General features: G+C 37.2%; 28 protein-coding genes. All 28 read right to left on the bottom strand.

Annotated elements, in window-relative coordinates; all coding sequences use genetic code 11:
• Window positions 1–2: 2 nt before the first annotated feature.
• Window positions 3–395: a hypothetical protein gene (locus WAA20_RS09125; RefSeq protein ID WP_073387728.1), complete on the bottom strand. Its 393-nt coding sequence runs from the start codon at window positions 393–395 to the stop codon at window positions 3–5.
• Between the two features lie 45 nt (window positions 396–440).
• Window positions 441–1,187: a hypothetical protein gene (locus tag WAA20_RS09120; RefSeq protein ID WP_073387729.1), complete on the bottom strand. Its 747-nt coding sequence runs from the start codon at window positions 1,185–1,187 to the stop codon at window positions 441–443.
• 129 nt (window positions 1,188–1,316) lie between these two features.
• Window positions 1,317–2,981, bottom strand: a complete 1,665-nt coding sequence (locus tag WAA20_RS09115) for an ATP-binding protein (protein ID WP_027217744.1) — start codon at window positions 2,979–2,981, stop codon at window positions 1,317–1,319.
• A gap of 90 nt (window positions 2,982–3,071) precedes the next feature.
• Window positions 3,072–3,557: a cupin domain-containing protein gene (locus WAA20_RS09110; protein ID WP_073387751.1), complete on the bottom strand. Its 486-nt coding sequence runs from the start codon at window positions 3,555–3,557 to the stop codon at window positions 3,072–3,074.
• A gap of 360 nt (window positions 3,558–3,917) precedes the next feature.
• Window positions 3,918–4,454 carry a hypothetical protein gene (locus WAA20_RS09105; protein WP_081373826.1) on the bottom strand — a complete coding sequence of 179 codons (537 nt, stop codon included), beginning with the start codon at window positions 4,452–4,454 and terminating at the stop codon, window positions 3,918–3,920.
• A gap of 256 nt (window positions 4,455–4,710) precedes the next feature.
• Window positions 4,711–4,887 (bottom strand): GNAT family N-acetyltransferase, encoded by a 177-nt coding sequence (locus tag WAA20_RS21055; RefSeq protein WP_081373827.1) that lies wholly within the window; start codon window positions 4,885–4,887, stop codon window positions 4,711–4,713.
• On the bottom strand, window positions 4,880–5,158 hold the full coding sequence (locus tag WAA20_RS09100) for a hypothetical protein (RefSeq protein WP_073387731.1): 279 nt from the start codon (window positions 5,156–5,158) through the stop codon (window positions 4,880–4,882). Before WAA20_RS09100 ends, WAA20_RS21055 begins: the two co-directional genes overlap by 8 nt.
• Window positions 5,159–5,199: 41 nt before the next feature.
• A complete protein-coding gene (locus tag WAA20_RS09095; RefSeq protein ID WP_073387732.1) occupies window positions 5,200–6,015 on the bottom strand; it encodes an alpha/beta hydrolase in 816 nt (271 codons plus the stop codon).
• Between the two features lie 133 nt (window positions 6,016–6,148).
• A complete protein-coding gene (locus tag WAA20_RS09090) occupies window positions 6,149–7,015 on the bottom strand; it encodes an NAD-dependent epimerase/dehydratase family protein (RefSeq protein ID WP_073387733.1) in 867 nt (288 codons plus the stop codon).
• Between the two features lie 118 nt (window positions 7,016–7,133).
• Window positions 7,134–7,946, bottom strand: a complete 813-nt coding sequence (locus WAA20_RS09085) for a hypothetical protein (protein WP_073387735.1) — start codon at window positions 7,944–7,946, stop codon at window positions 7,134–7,136.
• Window positions 7,947–8,268: 322 nt separating this feature from the next.
• Window positions 8,269–9,609, bottom strand: a complete 1,341-nt coding sequence (locus WAA20_RS09080) for a transposase (protein ID WP_338802697.1) — start codon at window positions 9,607–9,609, stop codon at window positions 8,269–8,271.
• A 20-nt stretch (window positions 9,610–9,629) separates the two neighbouring features.
• A complete protein-coding gene (gene tnpA / locus WAA20_RS09075) occupies window positions 9,630–10,058 on the bottom strand; it encodes an IS200/IS605 family transposase (protein ID WP_034490426.1) in 429 nt (142 codons plus the stop codon).
• A gap of 91 nt (window positions 10,059–10,149) precedes the next feature.
• The gene (locus tag WAA20_RS09070) at window positions 10,150–10,557 is read right to left on the bottom strand and encodes a hypothetical protein (RefSeq protein WP_073386220.1); all 408 of its coding nucleotides are present in this window, start codon (window positions 10,555–10,557) and stop codon (window positions 10,150–10,152) included.
• Window positions 10,558–10,642: 85 nt separating this feature from the next.
• Complete coding sequence (locus WAA20_RS09065) at window positions 10,643–11,083, bottom strand: GNAT family N-acetyltransferase (protein ID WP_073386218.1); 441 nt, start codon at window positions 11,081–11,083, stop codon at window positions 10,643–10,645.
• Between the two features lie 71 nt (window positions 11,084–11,154).
• On the bottom strand, window positions 11,155–11,496 hold the full coding sequence (locus WAA20_RS09060; protein ID WP_022759460.1) for a DUF6572 domain-containing protein: 342 nt from the start codon (window positions 11,494–11,496) through the stop codon (window positions 11,155–11,157).
• Between the two features lie 145 nt (window positions 11,497–11,641).
• Window positions 11,642–12,613, bottom strand: a complete 972-nt coding sequence (locus tag WAA20_RS09055) for a phosphotransferase (RefSeq protein WP_073386216.1) — start codon at window positions 12,611–12,613, stop codon at window positions 11,642–11,644.
• Between the two features lie 10 nt (window positions 12,614–12,623).
• Window positions 12,624–12,968 (bottom strand): hypothetical protein, encoded by a 345-nt coding sequence (locus tag WAA20_RS09050; RefSeq protein WP_073386215.1) that lies wholly within the window; start codon window positions 12,966–12,968, stop codon window positions 12,624–12,626.
• A gap of 29 nt (window positions 12,969–12,997) precedes the next feature.
• The gene (locus WAA20_RS09045) at window positions 12,998–13,534 is read right to left on the bottom strand and encodes a nucleoside deaminase (RefSeq protein WP_139263652.1); all 537 of its coding nucleotides are present in this window, start codon (window positions 13,532–13,534) and stop codon (window positions 12,998–13,000) included.
• Window positions 13,513–14,466 (bottom strand): phosphotransferase, encoded by a 954-nt coding sequence (locus WAA20_RS09040; RefSeq protein ID WP_081373709.1) that lies wholly within the window; start codon window positions 14,464–14,466, stop codon window positions 13,513–13,515. Before WAA20_RS09040 ends, WAA20_RS09045 begins: the two co-directional genes overlap by 22 nt.
• Window positions 14,467–14,700: 234 nt before the next feature.
• On the bottom strand, window positions 14,701–15,504 hold the full coding sequence (locus WAA20_RS09035; RefSeq protein WP_081373708.1) for an APH(3') family aminoglycoside O-phosphotransferase: 804 nt from the start codon (window positions 15,502–15,504) through the stop codon (window positions 14,701–14,703).
• 39 nt (window positions 15,505–15,543) lie between these two features.
• Window positions 15,544–16,140 (bottom strand): hypothetical protein, encoded by a 597-nt coding sequence (locus WAA20_RS09030; protein ID WP_022759463.1) that lies wholly within the window; start codon window positions 16,138–16,140, stop codon window positions 15,544–15,546.
• Window positions 16,137–16,721: an HD domain-containing protein gene (locus WAA20_RS09025; RefSeq protein ID WP_073386237.1), complete on the bottom strand. Its 585-nt coding sequence runs from the start codon at window positions 16,719–16,721 to the stop codon at window positions 16,137–16,139. The genes WAA20_RS09030 and WAA20_RS09025 overlap by 4 nt, the downstream gene beginning before the upstream one ends.
• Before the next feature lie 87 nt (window positions 16,722–16,808).
• Window positions 16,809–17,528, bottom strand: coding sequence for a cyclopropane-fatty-acyl-phospholipid synthase family protein (locus tag WAA20_RS09020; RefSeq protein WP_073386212.1), 720 nt, complete (start codon window positions 17,526–17,528; stop codon window positions 16,809–16,811).
• A gap of 18 nt (window positions 17,529–17,546) precedes the next feature.
• Entirely contained in the window at window positions 17,547–18,038 is a 492-nt protein-coding gene (locus tag WAA20_RS09015; RefSeq protein WP_073386236.1) for an ATP-binding protein, read from the bottom strand.
• A gap of 42 nt (window positions 18,039–18,080) precedes the next feature.
• Window positions 18,081–18,242 (bottom strand): hypothetical protein, encoded by a 162-nt coding sequence (locus WAA20_RS09010; RefSeq protein ID WP_167562676.1) that lies wholly within the window; start codon window positions 18,240–18,242, stop codon window positions 18,081–18,083.
• A 54-nt stretch (window positions 18,243–18,296) separates the two neighbouring features.
• Window positions 18,297–18,563 carry a hypothetical protein gene (locus WAA20_RS09005; RefSeq protein ID WP_073386211.1) on the bottom strand — a complete coding sequence of 89 codons (267 nt, stop codon included), beginning with the start codon at window positions 18,561–18,563 and terminating at the stop codon, window positions 18,297–18,299.
• Window positions 18,564–18,596: 33 nt separating this feature from the next.
• Window positions 18,597–18,830: a hypothetical protein gene (locus WAA20_RS09000; RefSeq protein WP_073386209.1), complete on the bottom strand. Its 234-nt coding sequence runs from the start codon at window positions 18,828–18,830 to the stop codon at window positions 18,597–18,599.
• A gap of 28 nt (window positions 18,831–18,858) precedes the next feature.
• Window positions 18,859–19,089, bottom strand: a complete 231-nt coding sequence (gene pptA / locus WAA20_RS08995; protein WP_026504209.1) for a tautomerase PptA — start codon at window positions 19,087–19,089, stop codon at window positions 18,859–18,861.
• Between the last annotated feature and the right edge of the window lie 11 nt (window positions 19,090–19,100).

The raw sequence follows: 19,100 nt of genomic DNA, 5'->3' as shown, positions 1-19,100 counted from the left end.
ATTTATTCGATGATCAGTTTAATATAGGTCTTTCCGTCACTCTCTTCTTCTTTGTTATAAACATGTTTGCCCACTATCTCAAGTAGATTTTCAATATCTTCCAGGCTTTCGCCGGAAAGCTCTAAATAGCAAGTATTACTGCTACCATCATTTAGATCTTCATAAAAATCCGAGACTGCAACATAATACTTGTCCAAAACGTCTTCAAGTGGATATTGAGAAATATCGCTGGAGTCACTTCCTTCTTCATATTCCGGCTCCTGTTCAAAAGATAGCGTAGTAACAAAAGCATCCTGATCCATAAAAGAATCATGCGTTTTATATATGTTTGATTTAACTTCAACATATTCAGATGTATTATATTTTTCAGCTGTGTAGATTTGAATATTCTTCATATTTAAGCTCCTTTCTGCTTCAAAGCAATATCTCATAGTACATTTTTATTGAATGTCTTCTATTATCGTAACATTGTAATAGGCGTTGTTGTAATCATCATTTTCAAAATCATTTACAAATTCGGGATGTACAACAAATGATTTACCATCAGAAGTATGTAAACGCGTATCGTTCTCAAAGAAGACGCCTTGTCCTCCGTAATAGATCATCTGATTGATCAGTTGCGTATAATCATGGATCTTATCTTCCGTAACACAGCTTATTCCTATATCAGGTCTTCCAAATTCTGCCATTCCTCTTGTGTGGAGCCAATATCCATCACTATCTTCAGAAGACAAAATAATAACATGGTTCTGAGCATTCACTTCTTTATCAAAAAATCTGTCAGTCCATTGATCAGGCGAGTACATAGCAATTGTTTGCGGATCCAGGATTCCCAGTGCGCCTTTATCGATAAAAGCCTGGATGATACCAATTACATTTCTCATGTAATCAAGTGTTGCATCATTTTGGATTTCTCCCTGCAAAACTGTACATACATCCGCATTTCGACATATTTCAAAAAGCTGTGGATTGGCACTTTGTAATACAGATCCATATGTACCGGTGAACCATCCATCAATCCACTCTCCATGAGCTTCTCTAGTGAATATTCGGATATCGAGTCCCTCCGGGAGTTCATCAACTTTGTGCTTCTTACGAGATACTTCCAGGTCTTCTCCGGATACACCAAAGACTATATAAAATAGGAATGGCTTATACCCTATATCTTTAAAATACTTTCTTTCCATTTTCAAAACATTTCCTCAAAACCAATATTTATCGTTAACTTGCCCTAAAAAATCAAGCGGTAAGTCATAAAACTTACCGCCTGATACAAAATACATGCCAGACAATAATTTATTCAGAACAGAAACCTACTAAACTTCTACCCATTCAATGATATTCCTCTGATCCTTGTTGTATGAAAATTCAACACCTATTTTATGAATAGTCTGCCCTTTTTCTTCCGCTTTTATTAAATATTTTTCAGCATATTTTTTTCTTTCAATTTGATTCAATGCTTCATCTGCAGTTTTTTCAAACTTAAATTCAAAAATATATATATGCTCACCGGCATCCAAAACAGCATCTATTCTTCCTACATTAGTTGCCACCTCAGGATCAATATCCATTCCACAGAGCAGAAATACCGTATACATTATGGATTGATAATACTTTTCTTCTGCAATTTGGATTGTGTATGGGATATTCGCAAATATATTTTCCATGTATTTGCGAATATCTTTACTCTTTCCTTCTCTTGCAGCACGTTTTATCAAATCTACTGTTGCAGAAAAATCCGCAGGATCCTCATCAACAAACAATGAAACTATGTTTTTCTGAAACGAATCCCTAACTTCTTTATTAGGAAAGCGCATAGGATAATATGAATCGCTCAATCCATCCTCAGGAACATCTCCAAGAGTCATGTATCCTGTTTGATACAATAACTGTAGGAATTTCTGCTTGCCAATTATTCTTCTGGCATTGCCATTCTTTATTCCATCTGACGAGAAAGCAAATTCTGTAATATCAAAAACACTAAAAGTATCTCTGGAAATAATAGGGTCTCTGACATCATCCAACGTAATCTGTATCTGCTGCATGGTCTTTATCAGCACTTTTGGTGTTCCTGTCTCAAACCAATAATTTGAAAAAATCCCCTCGTTTCTAAAGAAAGATCCTATTGAAACAGGGTTATATACACTCTCTTCTCTTGGTGAAAATCTAAAACCGTCATACCATCTCTTAAGTGTGGTGAGAATGCTGGCATAATCTAGCTTATTACGGTTTTCATCATATATTCCCTGCTTATTCAAAGCTTCAATATACTCACCAAAATACGTTTCCAATTCATCTTCAGTATATCCAAACATGCATGCATATTTTCTGTCCATGCTGATGTCTGTTAAGCTATTAAGTTTACTAAATATTGAGAGCTTAGCAAACTTAATAACCCCTGTCATGAACACAAAGCGCTCGTACTGCTCGTATCCTTTTATCATCTGATAGAATGTTTCCATGAAATTGCGGAACATTTCTGCTTCATTTTCATTTTCCAAATGCTCCATTATAGGCTTATCATATTCATCAACAAGAACCACAACTCCTGTCTGATTCTCTTTTTTATATAAAGCCTCGATAAGTTCCCCAAATAAAAGCGCTGGATCTGTATTCTTGACTTCTATCCCGTTGGCCTTGGCAATACCATTCAAAGTCTGTAAGAGCCATGAAGATAATAACTCAATACTACTTAAATTAGCCTTAGCAAAATCCAATCGAATAATAGGATATTTTTTCCAATCGTAATCAGTTTCATTATAGATGTAGCAATCTTTAAATAATTCCTTTTGTCCACAAAAAATAGCCTCGAGAGTAGAAATTGTAAGGCTCTTGCCAAATCTTCTGGGACGTGAGCAAAAGAACTGTCCCTTAGGAGCTGAAATAATATCATATAAATATTTGGTCTTATCAACATATATGCAATTATTCTCAATTAAATCTTTAAAAGAATATATCGAAGTTGATATCGCTTTGGTCATTGATTAGTTTCTCCTAGGGTTACATCTTTGCTACAATACATATCAAGTTGCATGCGTCATCTATAGATAATATTATCATTCTTGCAGTTTTCATACAATCGGCTCTTCCTTAGAGAACGCTAAATGCGCTACTTTTTCAAACATATCCGGGCACAGACTCTTTATTTCTTCTTCATCCACCAGTCTGAAGCCGTCATACATAAATTTCGGTGTTGTTGCGCAGGACATGAAACAATATCCATCTTTATCAAGGTTTTCTGCCGCAAATATGGCACCTTTGGGTATAACTGCCATGGCAGTCTGGTCTTCACCAGTACCTATGAAGCTCTCACTGACTTTTCCATCTATTATCATGGTGATCTTTAATGCACATCCCTCATGGTGATACCAGATCTCGTCACAGTCGATCTGGTGAAAATGAGATATATCAGCTCCTTCTAGAAGGAAATAAATGCTTCCCATTAAAGCTCTGTTTTCATGATCAAACGGAGAAGTATAAACTTCTGCAAACCATCCTCCTTCAGGATGTCTTTCTAATGAATATTTATTTTTGAGAAATTCTGTTCTTTTGCTCATCTTAATTACATCCACAGATGTTCTACCTCTATATTAATAAAATTTATCTTCTTCATATCAATATGCTCAAAGTACTCTTTTATAAATAACTTAATGCGCCAAATTACCGATTGGGAATGAACCATTCCCAAGGGTTTTATAACTCGTTACATCTTGTTATTTCATCATCCGCAAACCCTTGTAAATACTAAATTTGCTGATGTTTTACTTTCCCTTATGTTTTCCCTTGTGTTATATCATCCCATGGTACTTTACGAGTGCTGATAAGGGAAAAAACAAGGGAAAGATTTCACGATAACACAATATAACACCTTATAGACAATCGGACTGTTGAAATATATTTTTTGACTACAACTTGGCTTAGCGGATTCCATCCACAAGTTCATTGTAGAAAGCCTCTGTATACTCATTCATTTCATTACACATCTTTATTGTTTCTGGCAAATAGCATTTATTTGCACCAAGTACATTTTTCTGCATAAATGAAAGGGTTTCTTCAAGCGACTGCCCCCTGACTGATCCTGTGATAAGTGTCTTTACCACGGTGTACGTCTTTCCGCCCTCTAAAACATGAGCATCATGCAGAATCTTCCCCTCTAAAGTCTCGGGTACCTCTGGTCTTTGCGATTCCCAAGCGACTTTGATAATTACTTCTATATCTTCTTCATTCACACCATTATTAATCAAAAAAACACGGATTTTTTCTTCTTCCCGATAAATGAATCCATGAAAGGCTAAAGCAAGCTCTAAAACATCTCTATTAACTTCATACTTTCCAATCGCAATGATTTTTTCTACTTGCCGCCTTACCAATTCAATATGCCACATATTATGCATAATATCCTTATCCCTGTAATAAGGCGCAATAAATTCATCGATAATTCTTTTTTCTATCATCTATCTTTTTCTCCATCCGAGCTATAATTCTGAGCTTCAAAATCATTTATTTCATTTTTTCCAAATGAGTATTCAAAAGATGCATCTTAAAATCATCTTCCTCAAAAAGGCGATTTATTACAGATTTCTTTTTACAATAACAACTTTTTCTTTAGGAAAAGGAATTGTTCCTCCCCACTTAGAGTTATAAGACATGGTATCTTCATCAGCCCGTCTAGTCACAAGATTTCTTCCGCGTGCCAGTTAAAAGGATTTGTTATAGCAATTTCAAGTATAGAAAAACCTCTTTGTTTTTCTGGTTCCGATAACTATAACCGTCACTCTCAAAGCCAAGTTTTTCATGCAGTCGCATGCTTGCCAGATTGTCTTTACGCACCTGATTGAGCATTATGTGGTAACCTTTTTCAGAGGCATACTTCAGCAAGTCAGCCATAGCATAGTAAGCAAAACCCTTTTTTTCTTTCCTCAGAGAATATCTCTATCCCTGCTGAAACAATGCTTCGGCTTTTTCCATATATTGAAACATACCCAACAATCTTATTATCTGATTCGATAGCAAACATTTCAAAAAAACGTCCTTGATAAGCACCGGAATTCCATTCTGTGATTAAATCTCCTATAGCAATTTCTGAAAGGTCCGGATATAGCTTGTCTTGAATTATTTTAATATCTTTATGTTCAAAATGCCGCATTATAATTTTCATTTATAAACTCTCGATTTCAAACACTACTGATTCATTGCAATCTACAAAGTCTCTCCTTGTATAGCGTCACAACAATCTAATACTTTATTATAGAAATTCTTATCTTCTTCAAAAAGGCCATGTCCAAGACCATCAAAAATTATTAATTCACTATCAGCAATACCAGCCTTCAGCTCATAAGGAGCATCATTTCCAACAGTGTTATCTTTATTGCCTGCCATGATATAAGTCTTGCACTTTATTTTGGTAAGTTCCTCTCTGGCATCGAAGTTTAATATCGCATTGGCATTTGTAAGAAATCTGTCATAACTTGCTGGCTTGGTTATTCTTGCTACTAAAGGAAGGATTTTCTTATTCTTTTCGTTATACGCCCTGGTATAAACCTTCTCCGCCGTATCAAGCATAAGATTGGTATGAGTGTCATTGCTGGTCATATCAATCCACTTTGTTACCACGCTCTTTATAATATCGTTGGCATATGGAGCTGTAACAACAAGTATTAGTTTTTCTACAAGATCAGGATAGTTTGCTGTAAGGAACTGTGATACCATTCCTCCTTGAGATACTCCCATCACTATTGCCTTTTCTATTCCAAGATTCTTCATGGCCATTGCCTGATCATCAGCCATCTCTTTTATGGAATAATCCTTCGGAAGATTGTTCTTTCTGCTGAACATATAGACTGTGTAATCTTTAAAAAATTTTTTATATGAGCCTGCCAGTAGCCATGCCTTACCATTTACAGTCCACAATCCATCTGATAAGCCAGGCAAAACAACCAGTGTCTTTTGGCCTTCGCCGAAGGCCACATAATACATATCTGTATCACCTACTGCCACACAACCATTCTTACGCATTTTTGCTCCTCATAAAATCATCTGTATAACTGATTTGTTCTAAAGAGATCACAATATTTTATCTGCGAATCATAGAAACTATGATTTTCATCAATCGGCCACTGTAATTTAATTTAGGATGTTTTTTCATTTTCTAAATGTCCTTTATTCGAGCGTCAATTAGCGGATACAGCCATTCATTAAGCTCACGGAATCTATAGCCTATTGATTCAGCCTTTTCAGTACTAAAACTGAGTGTATCTTCAATACCGTTATATGGAGCATCATCTCCCTGCTGGCTTATCACTGCCTTCTTACCAAGACCTTTTTCTATATATCCGACAATATCCGAGATTTTAACTGCATCTTTTGAACAGCCGTTTATCGCTCCTTGCACGAAATGATCTGCAAGATATGCTATAAAATTACCAGCATCTTTCTCGTATATGAAAGCCATCTTCTTATCAAGATCATCTATGTTCATAGGATTTTGATCTCTAATATGTTCTATATAGAAATCAAGCCTTTTGGTATAATCATTCTCACCCATAACAATCGGGTATCTGACAAAAGAAATATTGGCAGGATCCATGAACTCAAACACTGCTCTTTCCGCTTGCCTCTTGGTCTCTTGATAGTCTTTGATTCTGTCTATCCAATGAAGTTCATATTCTTCAGGTTTGAATTCGTCTTCCTTGATATCAGCATGTTCCTTAGGATAAACAGAACATGTGGACATCTGTATATATTGATCACAGCTTACGTTGCTCAACAGAGCCTTTACATCATTTGAGCTATATGCAATCTTGTCGATTATCAGATCAAAATGCTGTCCGCCAAGCGCCTCTTTAACACTTTCAAAGTCCATCCTGTCCATAACAACATAGTTTACACTGTCATCAAATACCGGCTTTGAATTACCTCTCGTTGCTATCGTGATGTCATGCCCGTTTTTAAGCAAGCTATTAACCATAGGTATACCAAAATATCTAGTTCCACCACCAACAAGTATATTCTTCATGTCATTTCTCCATTATAATTCCGTCAGATTTCAGCCTTCATATTTTGAGCAATTCTGTTCTCTTGCACATCTAAATAAGTCCTTCTCTCTAAAAAGCAGAATTTATTCAGCGTTATCACTATTCTACTCGCCAAAAAATTATAAAATGTGAATCGTCATGGAAAAACGCCACTTCGTCAGTGTCTCCCATGCTAATGCTACCATTTTCAGCTAAGTAAATGATTTCGTCTAACATTTCCTGCTTTTGAGCATCTGTATAAATATCTGATGAATTCTCTTTTATTCGAATAGAATCCATATCCAGTATTATCGAATATTTTCTAACCTTAAAATCAGCTTCAACTACATCGTTGTAACAAAAATAATGCTGATCAAGAACCACAGTATATTTATTATCAATAGCCTCCATATCATTACTTTGAGAAGCAACAAAAGTTCCCGAACACGAACCATCAAAAAAACGCCAATATCTTTTTAATAAAATGGAAATTGTAATGATCATAAAACAAGTCAGCAAGACCATTACGATTCTTTTGCCGCGAATCCCCAAGGAAACACTAAATTGTTTTCTTTTCATCCACCATCCGATTAGATAAAAAATTAGTACAGATAAAACTGCATCCAGGAACGTAACCCACCAAACAAAGGCATAGAATAATATTGCGTCGCCTCCGTGATATCTCGTATCCAAAAATCTCAACAACGCAAACAATAATATTAGCCGGAATAAAGTGAAAGCCAATTTCTCTTTTGACGATGGAGTCTGAATGATCATATAAAACAAAAAGCTGCATAAAAACGGAAGCAGAATAAGAAGTAGAAGGAAAACAAAATCCAATCCCCATGCAGCCGCTAGATCCGATAGCAGAAAAATAAAATCTGTTATTATAGCTACCAGGATTATTTCTATTGCTCTAATAAATTTATTCACTGTATTTTCATGCTCCTCATGTTATATCATATTCCATAATTGCACTTCTACATAAACATACTTGCCGAGTGATTTCTTGAGGAAAGCGTCCACAGAGCCATTACATGCTTCAATTCGTTCAAATAGCATTTTCTTTGTTAACACAACCGGTTCATTTCCGTGTATCAACAGTTTTAATTCTACCTACGACTGTTCGGATATAACCTATTGATCGATCGTAAAACTTTCCGTCGTGAAGCCTCACACTAAAGTTGCGTACTTCCATACCCGTTTTTCTGAGGTATGAACTCATTGACTACATATACGGTCTGGCACCGAAACATCACGCCTCAGCGTGAAGTTCTGCATCCAGACTAATCAACGTAGACAACGTGCATGTGCTCCTATACACGGCCTCTGGAACTTTAGCCAAAAGCCGCTGCCTTTTCGTCGCCGAAAAGGTCTTTATTATCTCACGTATAAAATATCTTGCTCCTATATTGTAGGTTGCATTCAGATCACAGTTATATATCTTTCCTGTGCTGAACTCACACAGGCTGTAATTACCTTTTGTTTTAGATGACTCTTTTCCTCGTAATACTTTTCCTGAGCCATCGAATGCAAGTCTTGATGTTCCCCATGCGTTCACCCTTGATATTCGCATGCCAAGTCTGTGTGCCTTGTCAGTTACCATCGACTGTACATAGCGGGCTTTCCACATATGAAGTCTCATCTTCTTTGATCCTAGTTTACGTCCATTAAGATCCAGATGCTCAAAAACTATTGTATCTGCCTTATATTCTACTGCTGTATCAACAATGAACTTTGCTGTCTTGACTGCTATGTCATCATTGACACCACAAGCAAGCCTCCAGAGTTTGGAGACTTTTTGTGAACCATGACGCTGTGCCATTTTGATGCGATCAGTCTTGCGCTTTAGAGAGTCGTATTCTCTTGGAAGACGAAGGAACCGTCTTCCAAGGACCGTGCCATCCGCACGCATTACTGAGCATGTACAGGCATTATTTATTCCAAGGTCTACAGATAGTATTGTCTGATCAAAGATGTCTGTATCACTAAGTTTTACTTTTTCCTCAAATGCAAAATCAAGAAACCACTGCTTTCCACGCTTTTGCAATGTCGGCACACATTCTTTTCTCAAAAAGCAGTGTTTCCTGATATAATCTACATCTGTCTTACGGAGTGCTACCGTGATCCAGTCCCAGGTATTGTTATAAAAGACCTTAAGCTTTGCATGAAGATCATCAAGTCTGTTAAATGTATTCTCTTTATACATGGCTGGATATATGTATCCTGACTTTGGTAATGATGGTGCCTCTCCTCTTTGACGAGGATCAAGGATCTCCCAGTTTTTTAGATTTGACTTATATGAACAGACTTTCCCATAGCCTTCCGCAATGGCTGCCCTTCTTAAGTATGATGGAAATTTATAAAAATCCATACCAAAATCATACTTTACTACAGGTCTTTTCTTTGATGTTACGCTATAGCTTTCAGCAAGACTCACAACCTTATTCTGATTGGGGCATAACAAAAAGCTGTCCCATTCATTAAGAATGACATCAATATAAAAGTCTACAGCTCTGCGATAGAGTCTGATCGTGTCTTTAAATATATGATTGTATTCTTTTATCTTTACTGAATAAGTTGACATGATCTTCATATCGCAGAACCTCCTTTCTTTTAACGCGTTTTCTGTGAATCTATGTACTGCTTCACCTGATCATAGCTTCTGTCACTGGCCGTAACAATACAATAGGACGGATTCCAAAGATGTCCGCCCCATAACTGTTTCTTTAACTCAGGATGTTTCATAAACAACCATCGTGCGGTATTCCCTTTTAATATCTTGATCATATCTGATGGGAAAAACTGCGGTTTGCAGTCGACAAGAATATGAATATGATCTGGCATAACTTCCATGGCCATGATTGAAAAAGAATATTCTTTTGCAAGATCGTTAAGATAATCTTTGATCTCGTTATCTATCCCGTCCAAAAGAACCTTTTTTCTAAACTTGGTACACCATACTATGTGATACTGCAAAGAATAAACATATCCTCTACCATATGTAAGATTAGATATATTAGTAGTATATATTATTTTGTCCATGAATACATTATACCATATGCTCTGATTAAATAAAAGGTGCAGCGGCTAACTCACGACTAAAGTCACGAGAATGCGCCGCCGCAATTTTCAATTATTTCCTAAAAAGTCTTTCGAATAATCCTGGTTTCTTTTCTGATATAGAACGTGGAATACCATTTTCATCCAATTCTTTTGGATCCATAAGGTTGACTGCATCCTTTGTATATAAATCAAGGGCAAGAACCGTTACCTTGTTTTCATCATCACGCATAGGATAGCCACTACAGTATACGTCATAATCAAATGTATCTTTATGCTCCTCGAGATACGTTTTTAAATAATCAACTTTAAGAATATATGGTTCCGGATCTTCATTTTCTGGTGCATTCTCAAAATTGGTCGAAAGAAAAATTTTTCTGTCACCTGTGGTTATCCAGTTACATACACATACTTCATCAATTGAAATTTCAAGATTTTCATCTACTGTTAAAATATAGTCATATAATTCTCTAACTTTCATTTATCAATTTCCTCTACAAACTTGAAGGTGCTAATTATTCAATGCTCCTCAACCCATCATATGTAATTTGTAAACTCCCCATTGCCTATTTCACTGTCCATCCCGTCCACTCAATATGATTATACTGCATCACATCATCTGCCTTTTTCATACCAAGCTTCTCGTAAAAAGGCACGGCGTTTTCATTGGCAATGAGATAAACAGCTATATCCTTTTCGCCACCGGCTAGCTCATGCGCTGTCTTCATAAGCCTCGATGCTATGCCTTGTCTCTCGTAGTCTCTGTCAACTCCAAGATCTGTGATATACAGCCAATAGCAGAAATCCGTAAGGCCAAATAACGTTCCAACAATCAGGCCTTCTTCGTTTCTTGCAATCAGGCTGATGGAGACGTTCTTTACAAGTTTAGCAATCCGCTTCTCAAATCGTTCCTTAGGATACTGAGAACCAAGATCCGTTCTTTTGAGAAAGTCTATATATTCCGAGGCGGTGAGCCGCTCTTCTCGGATTATGATATTGTTATTCATTCGTTTAACCTCAAAATCCATTTAATGTTCAAATAATAATTATCCAGCTTAAAGAAAACTTGAAGTTGTATTTAACTATCAGTGATAACCGCCTCTATCTTAATTCCAAATTGTCCAATCTGATTTTGGACTTCATTTAGGAATTTCTCGCAATTCTCTGTTATAGTGTACTTGAAGTGAATCTCTATTATTGCAAAGGCGATTTGTTCAGTAGAATAAGTCTCCTCATATTGCCCAGACTCAAGATAGGAAATGTATGCATTAATCTTATCTTGCAAAAGATTAAGATGATCAAACTCACTTAACGCATTTTCACCATCCCAAGACAAGTGATCTGTCAACAAAAGAACAAGAGCATTGTTTTCCTTATTCAGTGCCATTCCGTCTATTACATTCGGATCATCTATTGCCATATTAATTCCCCCTACAAATTCTTTAGGTTAGAATCGCTGTAAGGTCAAACGAAAAAGCAGCTTGAATTATAACAATAACTGCCCTTTCGTTTGATCTTATTGCGATTTAACCTAAAGAATTTTTCAAACAGCGTCTTTTTTATAATTAACCCTGCACATGTAACAGATAAAAATCATCCGCATAAATGCGCTCTCCCTGTACATACGGGATCAGGTTTTCCTTATGCCACCGTTGCATTCTTGATGCAAACCACTCCTGCTTACTCCACTGTTCATAATGAATTCCGAGACAATCTAACAAGGTAAGTATAAAACAGGCATCTAAAACATCGTAACGGATCGTACCGCCTGCATTCCGATATCCTTCTGCCATTTGTTGCCTACGCGCCAATGATCCGCCGATATTTCCAAACAGAACAGCAAGATCATACATCGGATGTCCCATACCGAAAAAAGAAAAATCAATAGGCACAAGTCCATTCGGTGTTTGCAAGATATTCGATGCAGACAGATCCCCATGGATCATCTGAAATTCATCCTGCACGTTTTCCAATACAACTCCGGCATGATCACAGCACTTTTGCATGATTAAAGAATACTCGTTGCTTAATCCCAGATTTTCCAGTGCCTGAAATCTCCTTTTCGTGCATTCGCAATGTTGCTTTCCATAGGTTTTTACAGGTGATACCCGGAATCCCTTTGCCTTCTGATGCAAATGCGCAAGCATATCACCTATCTGATAGCAGATTGCATCATTCAACTCAAGCTTGTCTAACGATTCGCCATCCAACCATTTCGAAACCGTAACATATGTACCATTCTGTAACTTTGTAATGAGTTCACCATAACGGTTTTCAACAGCTTCGCGTATCTGCATACTCTGTTTCTTTAAGTAGGCTTGAAAATCAAGTTCTGACTTATATATATCGACACGATCAACACCGTCGTAAAAAAACTCTGCTGAAAACCCCTCTGTCGGCTCATGTATTTGCAGCAAATACTCGTTTCCCACGCGATAGGTCAGATTCTCATTGTGTCTCAGCAATTCTATTTCTGTCGTTGTTATATTGTAATGAGCTAACGCTTCTAAAGCTTTTTGTCTGTATTCTATCGTCATAAGTATTACCTTAAACCGAATACCCCAAGTTAATATCAAACGGAGAAATCAGAAATTTTTGCAAATCTTTGTTGTAATTATCGAAAAAGATTTTTATGGCCTTGCCATAGTTTTCTTTCGTATCAAATTCCCAGTATGAATAATACTTAACGCACTTTACAACCTTGGTTAACTCCCTCGGAGACTCGCCAAGTTCGACTCCATCTATGGTATAGAATCTCTTGAAATACTTGAGTGATATGCAGCCTTCACATTTAAACTGATTTGCGGTCATTTCCTCAATCTTAGCTTCGAATTGCTCGAGTTTATCGGGCTTTACCTGAAAGAGTTTCATCTCTATAAATGTCTTTTTCATTATGCATTCCTCTGAATACTGAAATTTGCCTATTTACTTTTCTGTTTTACCTCATCCATTTCTGCAATAAGCTCGTCTAAAGGACGATATTCTCCGCCCCACCATTCAAAGACGTGCATACCTTCATCTTCAAGCACAGATTCAGTAAGTGTCATATCTATTCCAAGTTGCTTAAGCAAATCTTCTCTGTCTACGGCCTGATAATCAAACGGAAGTAATTTGCAGAATTCTTTGTATGAAACCCCACATACAACCTGATGAACTCCAAGTGAGGCTATTGCTGCCAGGCACCTCTCACATGGGGCACAGCTTGTGTAGACTACAGACTTTTCTAAAATGTCGTCTGTATACTTATTTGCACATTTATGAACAAGATTAAATTCTGCATGACCAAAAATCTTCTTTTTATAATCAGCAGTATTCTCAGCCTCTTCCAGAATTTTGCCGTCACAAACCAATACCGCACCAAAAGTGTCAAACCCTTTTTTACCTGCGCTTATCGCTAATTCGTAGCACCTTTTCATATATTTCTCATTTATATCAATCATATTCCGTTTCTCTGCCAATTTTTTTCCTCCAACTCCTCTGTAAATCCTGGGATTGCTTCCTGCCACTTGTTAAGCCAGTAAAGCTGACCATCTATAAACCCTTCATCTATGCAGTCAACTCCATATATCTCAAGGATCGTTGCCTGCAGTTGAAAATGCCTGATTGCAACCCAATATGGAAAAGAACGAATTTCCTCACGGCTCAATTTATGATAACCTACATATCCCGAAAGAAATTCCCGATACACTACCTTAGTAAGCTCAATATCTTCCTGCTTCAGATTAAAATAATCCGTCATGTCACACATAACCATGACATCGAACATAACTGGAGCCTTGCAAGCAGTATCAAAATCCACAAGATAAATCTTCCCATCCACATTCTGCAACAGGTTCCCCCTGTGAAGATCTCCGTGGCAATTCCCCTGCGGAAGATTATTAACCTTATCCCACAAACGCTCTCCCAGTTCCTCATACTCTTTGATACGTGGGTATTTCTTTTTACGAAGGAACTCAATATATCGACCTATAAAGAATTTTTTGTCGCGGTAGACAAGCTCCGAGGGATACTCCTCCATCAATTGATGAAATCTGCCGACAAGCCTGCCTACTTCGGATGCACATTTTTCAAGTTCCGGCTCGTCCCCGGCGATGAATTCCATGAGAACAATCAGTTTCTTCTCCCCGTCAATTTCAGTTTCAAAGAAGGCTTCCACGCTATTTGTAAGTATCGGTTTAGGCACCGGGAATCCATTTTCTTCCAGGTATCTCATAATGGATGCAGACTGTCTTGCTGTACCCGAAAAAGCAGATCCAATAACCTTAAGCAGATACTTAGGCCTTCCCTTGACAATATATGTAGTGGTGCCGCCTTCTCTTAAGAATTCCAAAGAAGGTGATCCCATTCCGAAATTTAATGTCAATATATCTTGCAAAGTCTTTTCATCCATGATTGTTATTCCTCTTGCAACTGCCTAAAATAGATCACATTATTGTCGGGATCGTAAAAACTCATATTTACAGCACCCCAAAAGGTCGTGGAAATCTTCAACAACGTTTATTTTTGATATATCATCAATATCTATCCACTCCATCTCCCTAGGAGATTGAGCGAAAAACTGGATTTAAAACTGTCATCAATTCTATTGATTTTTTAGTTCATTTTATTAAGGCTCTATATCACATCAAAAGAGCTCATCAAGAAGTATATAGTAGTCAATCTTTTCCATATCAGGCTCTATACCGAGTTCTTTGAACAGAAGGTCGGGATTGATACCCGAATACACCTTGCCATATGTCCCGTCGAAATTATGTTTGAGGCTCCTGTAGCACATAGCGATATCCTCCCACTTATCAGCAATACCGCAGTTACTCATATCGATAAAGCCATTTATGTCACCGTTATCTATAAGGATATTGGGAAGACATAGATCGCCGTGGGACAATACGGGCTCATAGGAAGGCCTATTGTCCTGCAGCCATAATAGGAGCTCCTTCGGATCCTTGAACCTGCCACTCTCACCGAAAGTATCAGGCTCGGCATCACTAATATCCACAATACCATTCTCAACCCTGTATTCCGCTTTCGAAAGTTCGCTGTCGAGATCCTTTATCACAGGACAATCCTTTATATCAATGCTCCAAAGCATCTTTATCGCCTTGGCAAGAAGAGGAATCAGTTCATTCGGATGCTCCATATAGTATTTATCGCAGGACATCTTTCCCTTGATCCTTGTCATGAGCAGATATCTGTGATGATCATCCTCTACGAACGATATGACCTTGGGAACAGGGAGTTTTCCTTCGAGCCAGCGCATCATCTTGACAGCATCTCTATCGTCAGAAGACTTATCCGTTATCTTCAGCACCAAATCATCGAATATAAGTATCTTCGCCCCAGACTTCCCTATATCGTCTATCGTATATTCTCTGCCTTCAATATGCTTTCTTATTTCTTCAGGCAGACTCTGTATCAGGCTGTCCATCATTTAAATACACCTTATCCTAATTATTTAACTGAAAGCTAATTATCCTATAGAATTGATACAGGAATCGCACCAATCCTTCACTTTTTGGCCCATTTCTTCGGCTGATAAATCATCTATCATAAGCCAATCGACATTTTCTTTGTTCAGAAACCACTTTCGTTTCAAAGGCATCAAGTGCTGAAGATGGTGCTCAAAAAAGTTTCTGGTACGGGTATCATCATGCTGTTTATGGCTACGAAGAACATCATCAGATGCATCTAAAAATAGAATGCGATTTGGCATACAGCTTCGAACTTCCGTGAGTTCTTTATTCAAAGCATTTTCCACTTCCCAATCCTCACCGATACTCTTAGGATAGTTAAGTGTATAAAACTCTATTTCCTCAGCCCCAAAATCCATAATGCTGCATGGATATTTTGCAGCTTTTTCATACCGTAGCACTTCCTTTCGAAGCCAGAGTTTTTGAATTTCCAGATAATCTTCATAGCGATTCTTGTCAAGATTACGGCATCTTATCTCCTCGATAATATCCGTATTATCTTCATAACTGATATTAATATAAGGTGCTTTTTCCTGAATATATCTAACGGCAGTCGTTTTCCCGACAGCCATGCACCCTTGTAATGACAATATCATGGTAGTTCTTCTCCTGTTTCAGCGTAGTATTCTTTTAGAAATTCAACCATGTAATCGTGCCTCTTTTGAGCTAATTCCTTCGCTGAATCTGTATTCAATTCTTCTTTTAACAAAAGAAGCTTATCATAAAAATGCTTTATAGAATCTCCCAAAGGTCTGCCCGCCTTTCCTCCATACGCAAAAGTTCTGGCAATACCTATTGCGCCAATAGCATCTATTCTATCCGCATCCTGAACAATCTTTCCTTCTATTGTATCTGGAATTTTGCCCCTATTATGACTGAAAGAAACGGAATTTATTATTTGGCAAATATAATCTATTTTCTCTATCGGTAACCCATTTTTCTCGAGAAAACCTCTGGCATTTGCGTTATTATCTGTATTAAAAAGCTTATGATCATCAGCATCATGCAACAATGCAGCCAAGGCTACAACAACAGAATCTGCCTCTGGATATTTCTCCATTATAACCTGAGTATTGCGATATACTCTCATTGCATGATCTACGCCATGACCATCTGAATTGCCTTCAAATAATTCTTTTACGTACTCAATTGCCTCATCTATTATTTTTCTACTCATGTGTCTCTTCCTAATATGCTCAGTATTAACTTCTATTTGGATTTTAAGCATATCCCTTTAGCAGTTGGTGAGTTATACTGGTATTTATCATTTCCCTTTTCTTACATAGATTAGCAAGAAATTAAGGATGTCAAACAACCCTTTATCCAAAAACTCTTTATCTCTTACACCATATTCATGTCCCGATTCACACCATTCCTGCCATGCTATGTCATAACACTCTGCTTCTTTGACCTCGATCCTGCAGCAGTCGCCACATTCTCTGTTTAACAAGTTCTCCCACCATTTGGCGGTTTTAAAGAGTTCGGAATCATCGCCTTCGGCCCAGGTTTCAAATAACTGTTTTATCTCGCCTTGCGGTTGTTCTTTTAACCCTGGAATAGCTATCATCACATAACCAGTCTCCTTGACAAACGGCAGGATTCTCTCTGCAAATATTCCTTCCTTGCATCCAAAATAGTGATAAGAATCCACGCTGACAATGCTATCGAAATAATCCTCGGCAAAAGGCATATCCATTGCATCACCATGAATCGGTATAATCTTATCCACCAGCCCATTGGCCGTTATTCTTTTATAGTTTTCAGTTGCAGGAACCCAAAGATCAAACGCATAAACGTGCTTAGCATCTGTTTCATTGGCAATAAATAGCGATGTTAATGCAAATCCGCATCCCAAATCCAAAGTGCGATCAAATTTCACATCTTCAGGGCATCTTCTGATCAATTCATCAAGTAGCCTAAAAGAATTCGGCCCCATCAAGTATTCCTTTGTAAAGTATTTCTTATACTTTTCTATACTCCCCATACACTTCAACCTCCATATTTAGTTTCTATCTACCTTATATAAGACATCATATTCTTCTTCGCCTGGTTCTTCCCAAAGAGATTCTAGCTTTCCCATAAGACCTTCATCTAAGTAAAAATCCGATCCTCCATTTCCTTCTTGAACTCTTTTATTTCTTTCAGAAATATTTAGCTTCCAGGTTGCATCATCAACACATACATAATGAATCTCACAATAAATCCCTAATTTTTTATAATAATCTCTGACTTCTTGTCTTTCTGTTTTTGACCATAAGCCTCTTTCAAAAACTACGTTAGCTCCTGCTTGTGCAATTTCTCCAACTTTTTTGGTTAAATACTTAATTAACCTTTTTGAAAAAATATCATAGAATTCCCCTTGCTCATTATTTAGCAAATCATAGGTTGCTTCATCAGGAGATATAATTACAGCCTTTAATTCATCTCTTAATTTTCTTGAATAATAGCTCTTACCACTGCATATTTTTCCACAAAGCAATATTACTTTTCCCATAGCATCCTTCCTATTGATATATCTATTCTTTATCTGCATAATTCATGCTGGGATCTGCTCTTCTTTTATGCATAACAAAGAAAAATCGTCTCCCCATCTTAAAGAAGATGTCTGAGCCTTGATCAAGCCGGAATCGTATCTTTTTATGCTGGTTATTTTGTAGTCACTCTTAAATAATTCTTTTAGTATAGATTTAAATCTCATATTTTCACCTGTTCCAAAACCTGATTTTTTAAACAAACCGGAATTAAAACGTTTTTACTCCTGCGCATATAATGCTTTTTTTATTTTACCCGCAGTAGTAATAAACTTCTTTGGGTTTATTTCTTCTCCAAACGATTTGTCCATGATAGTTGCTATCATTTTGGCAATATCTTCAACCGAATCCTTCTCTGTAATCATTTCAGACAGTTTTTTCGAGTAACTATCAAATTCGTCATTTGGTGCATGACAGGCAAGCAGCTCCCAATAATCGTATTCATCGATATATTTCTTTATAATCTCAAATTTATTTATATTTTGCACTTTCAACCCCAAATTTGTTTATTTGCAGAAGAGTTATTTCAAAAATCTTTGATACGCATCTATATACTCTTGTCTGATTTCTATTGCATTCGAATCATTTTCAAGCATATTAAAAGCTTCTTTTATTCTTGTTATGAAATATTCATGACAATCTTGATGATTCTTCCAAAAATCATTATCAATCTGTGTCACATCATATAGAAGTTCCCCTTGTGCATATAGGTCATGAGCCAAGGGATCATCATCATGAAGTTCTTCTCTTATCATGAACCCGACTTTCCAGCCTTCACTTGAATTATTTGTAAGAGTATCCGGGTTCTTTATACAGTTTTTCTTTCTCAGGTGCAATCTTTTTATCCCAGACTAATTCTTTCCAGTCCTCTTCAGCTATTTCTTTAATGGCTACCGAAACGCTTGATGTCTTGCAGCCAAGAGTTTCAGCTATTACATCAGCTATTTTCTCGGCACAGGCTTTCTTCTGTTCATCACTCCTACCAGGAAAGCAGTTTATCTCTACGTGTGGCATGGGAGCCTCCT

It is taken from the genome of Butyrivibrio fibrisolvens (assembly GCF_037113525.1).
Classification (GTDB): domain Bacteria; phylum Bacillota; class Clostridia; order Lachnospirales; family Lachnospiraceae; genus Butyrivibrio; species Butyrivibrio fibrisolvens.
Note: the sequence above shows the minus strand (reverse complement) of the source record. Positions and strands in the feature narration are given on the sequence as shown.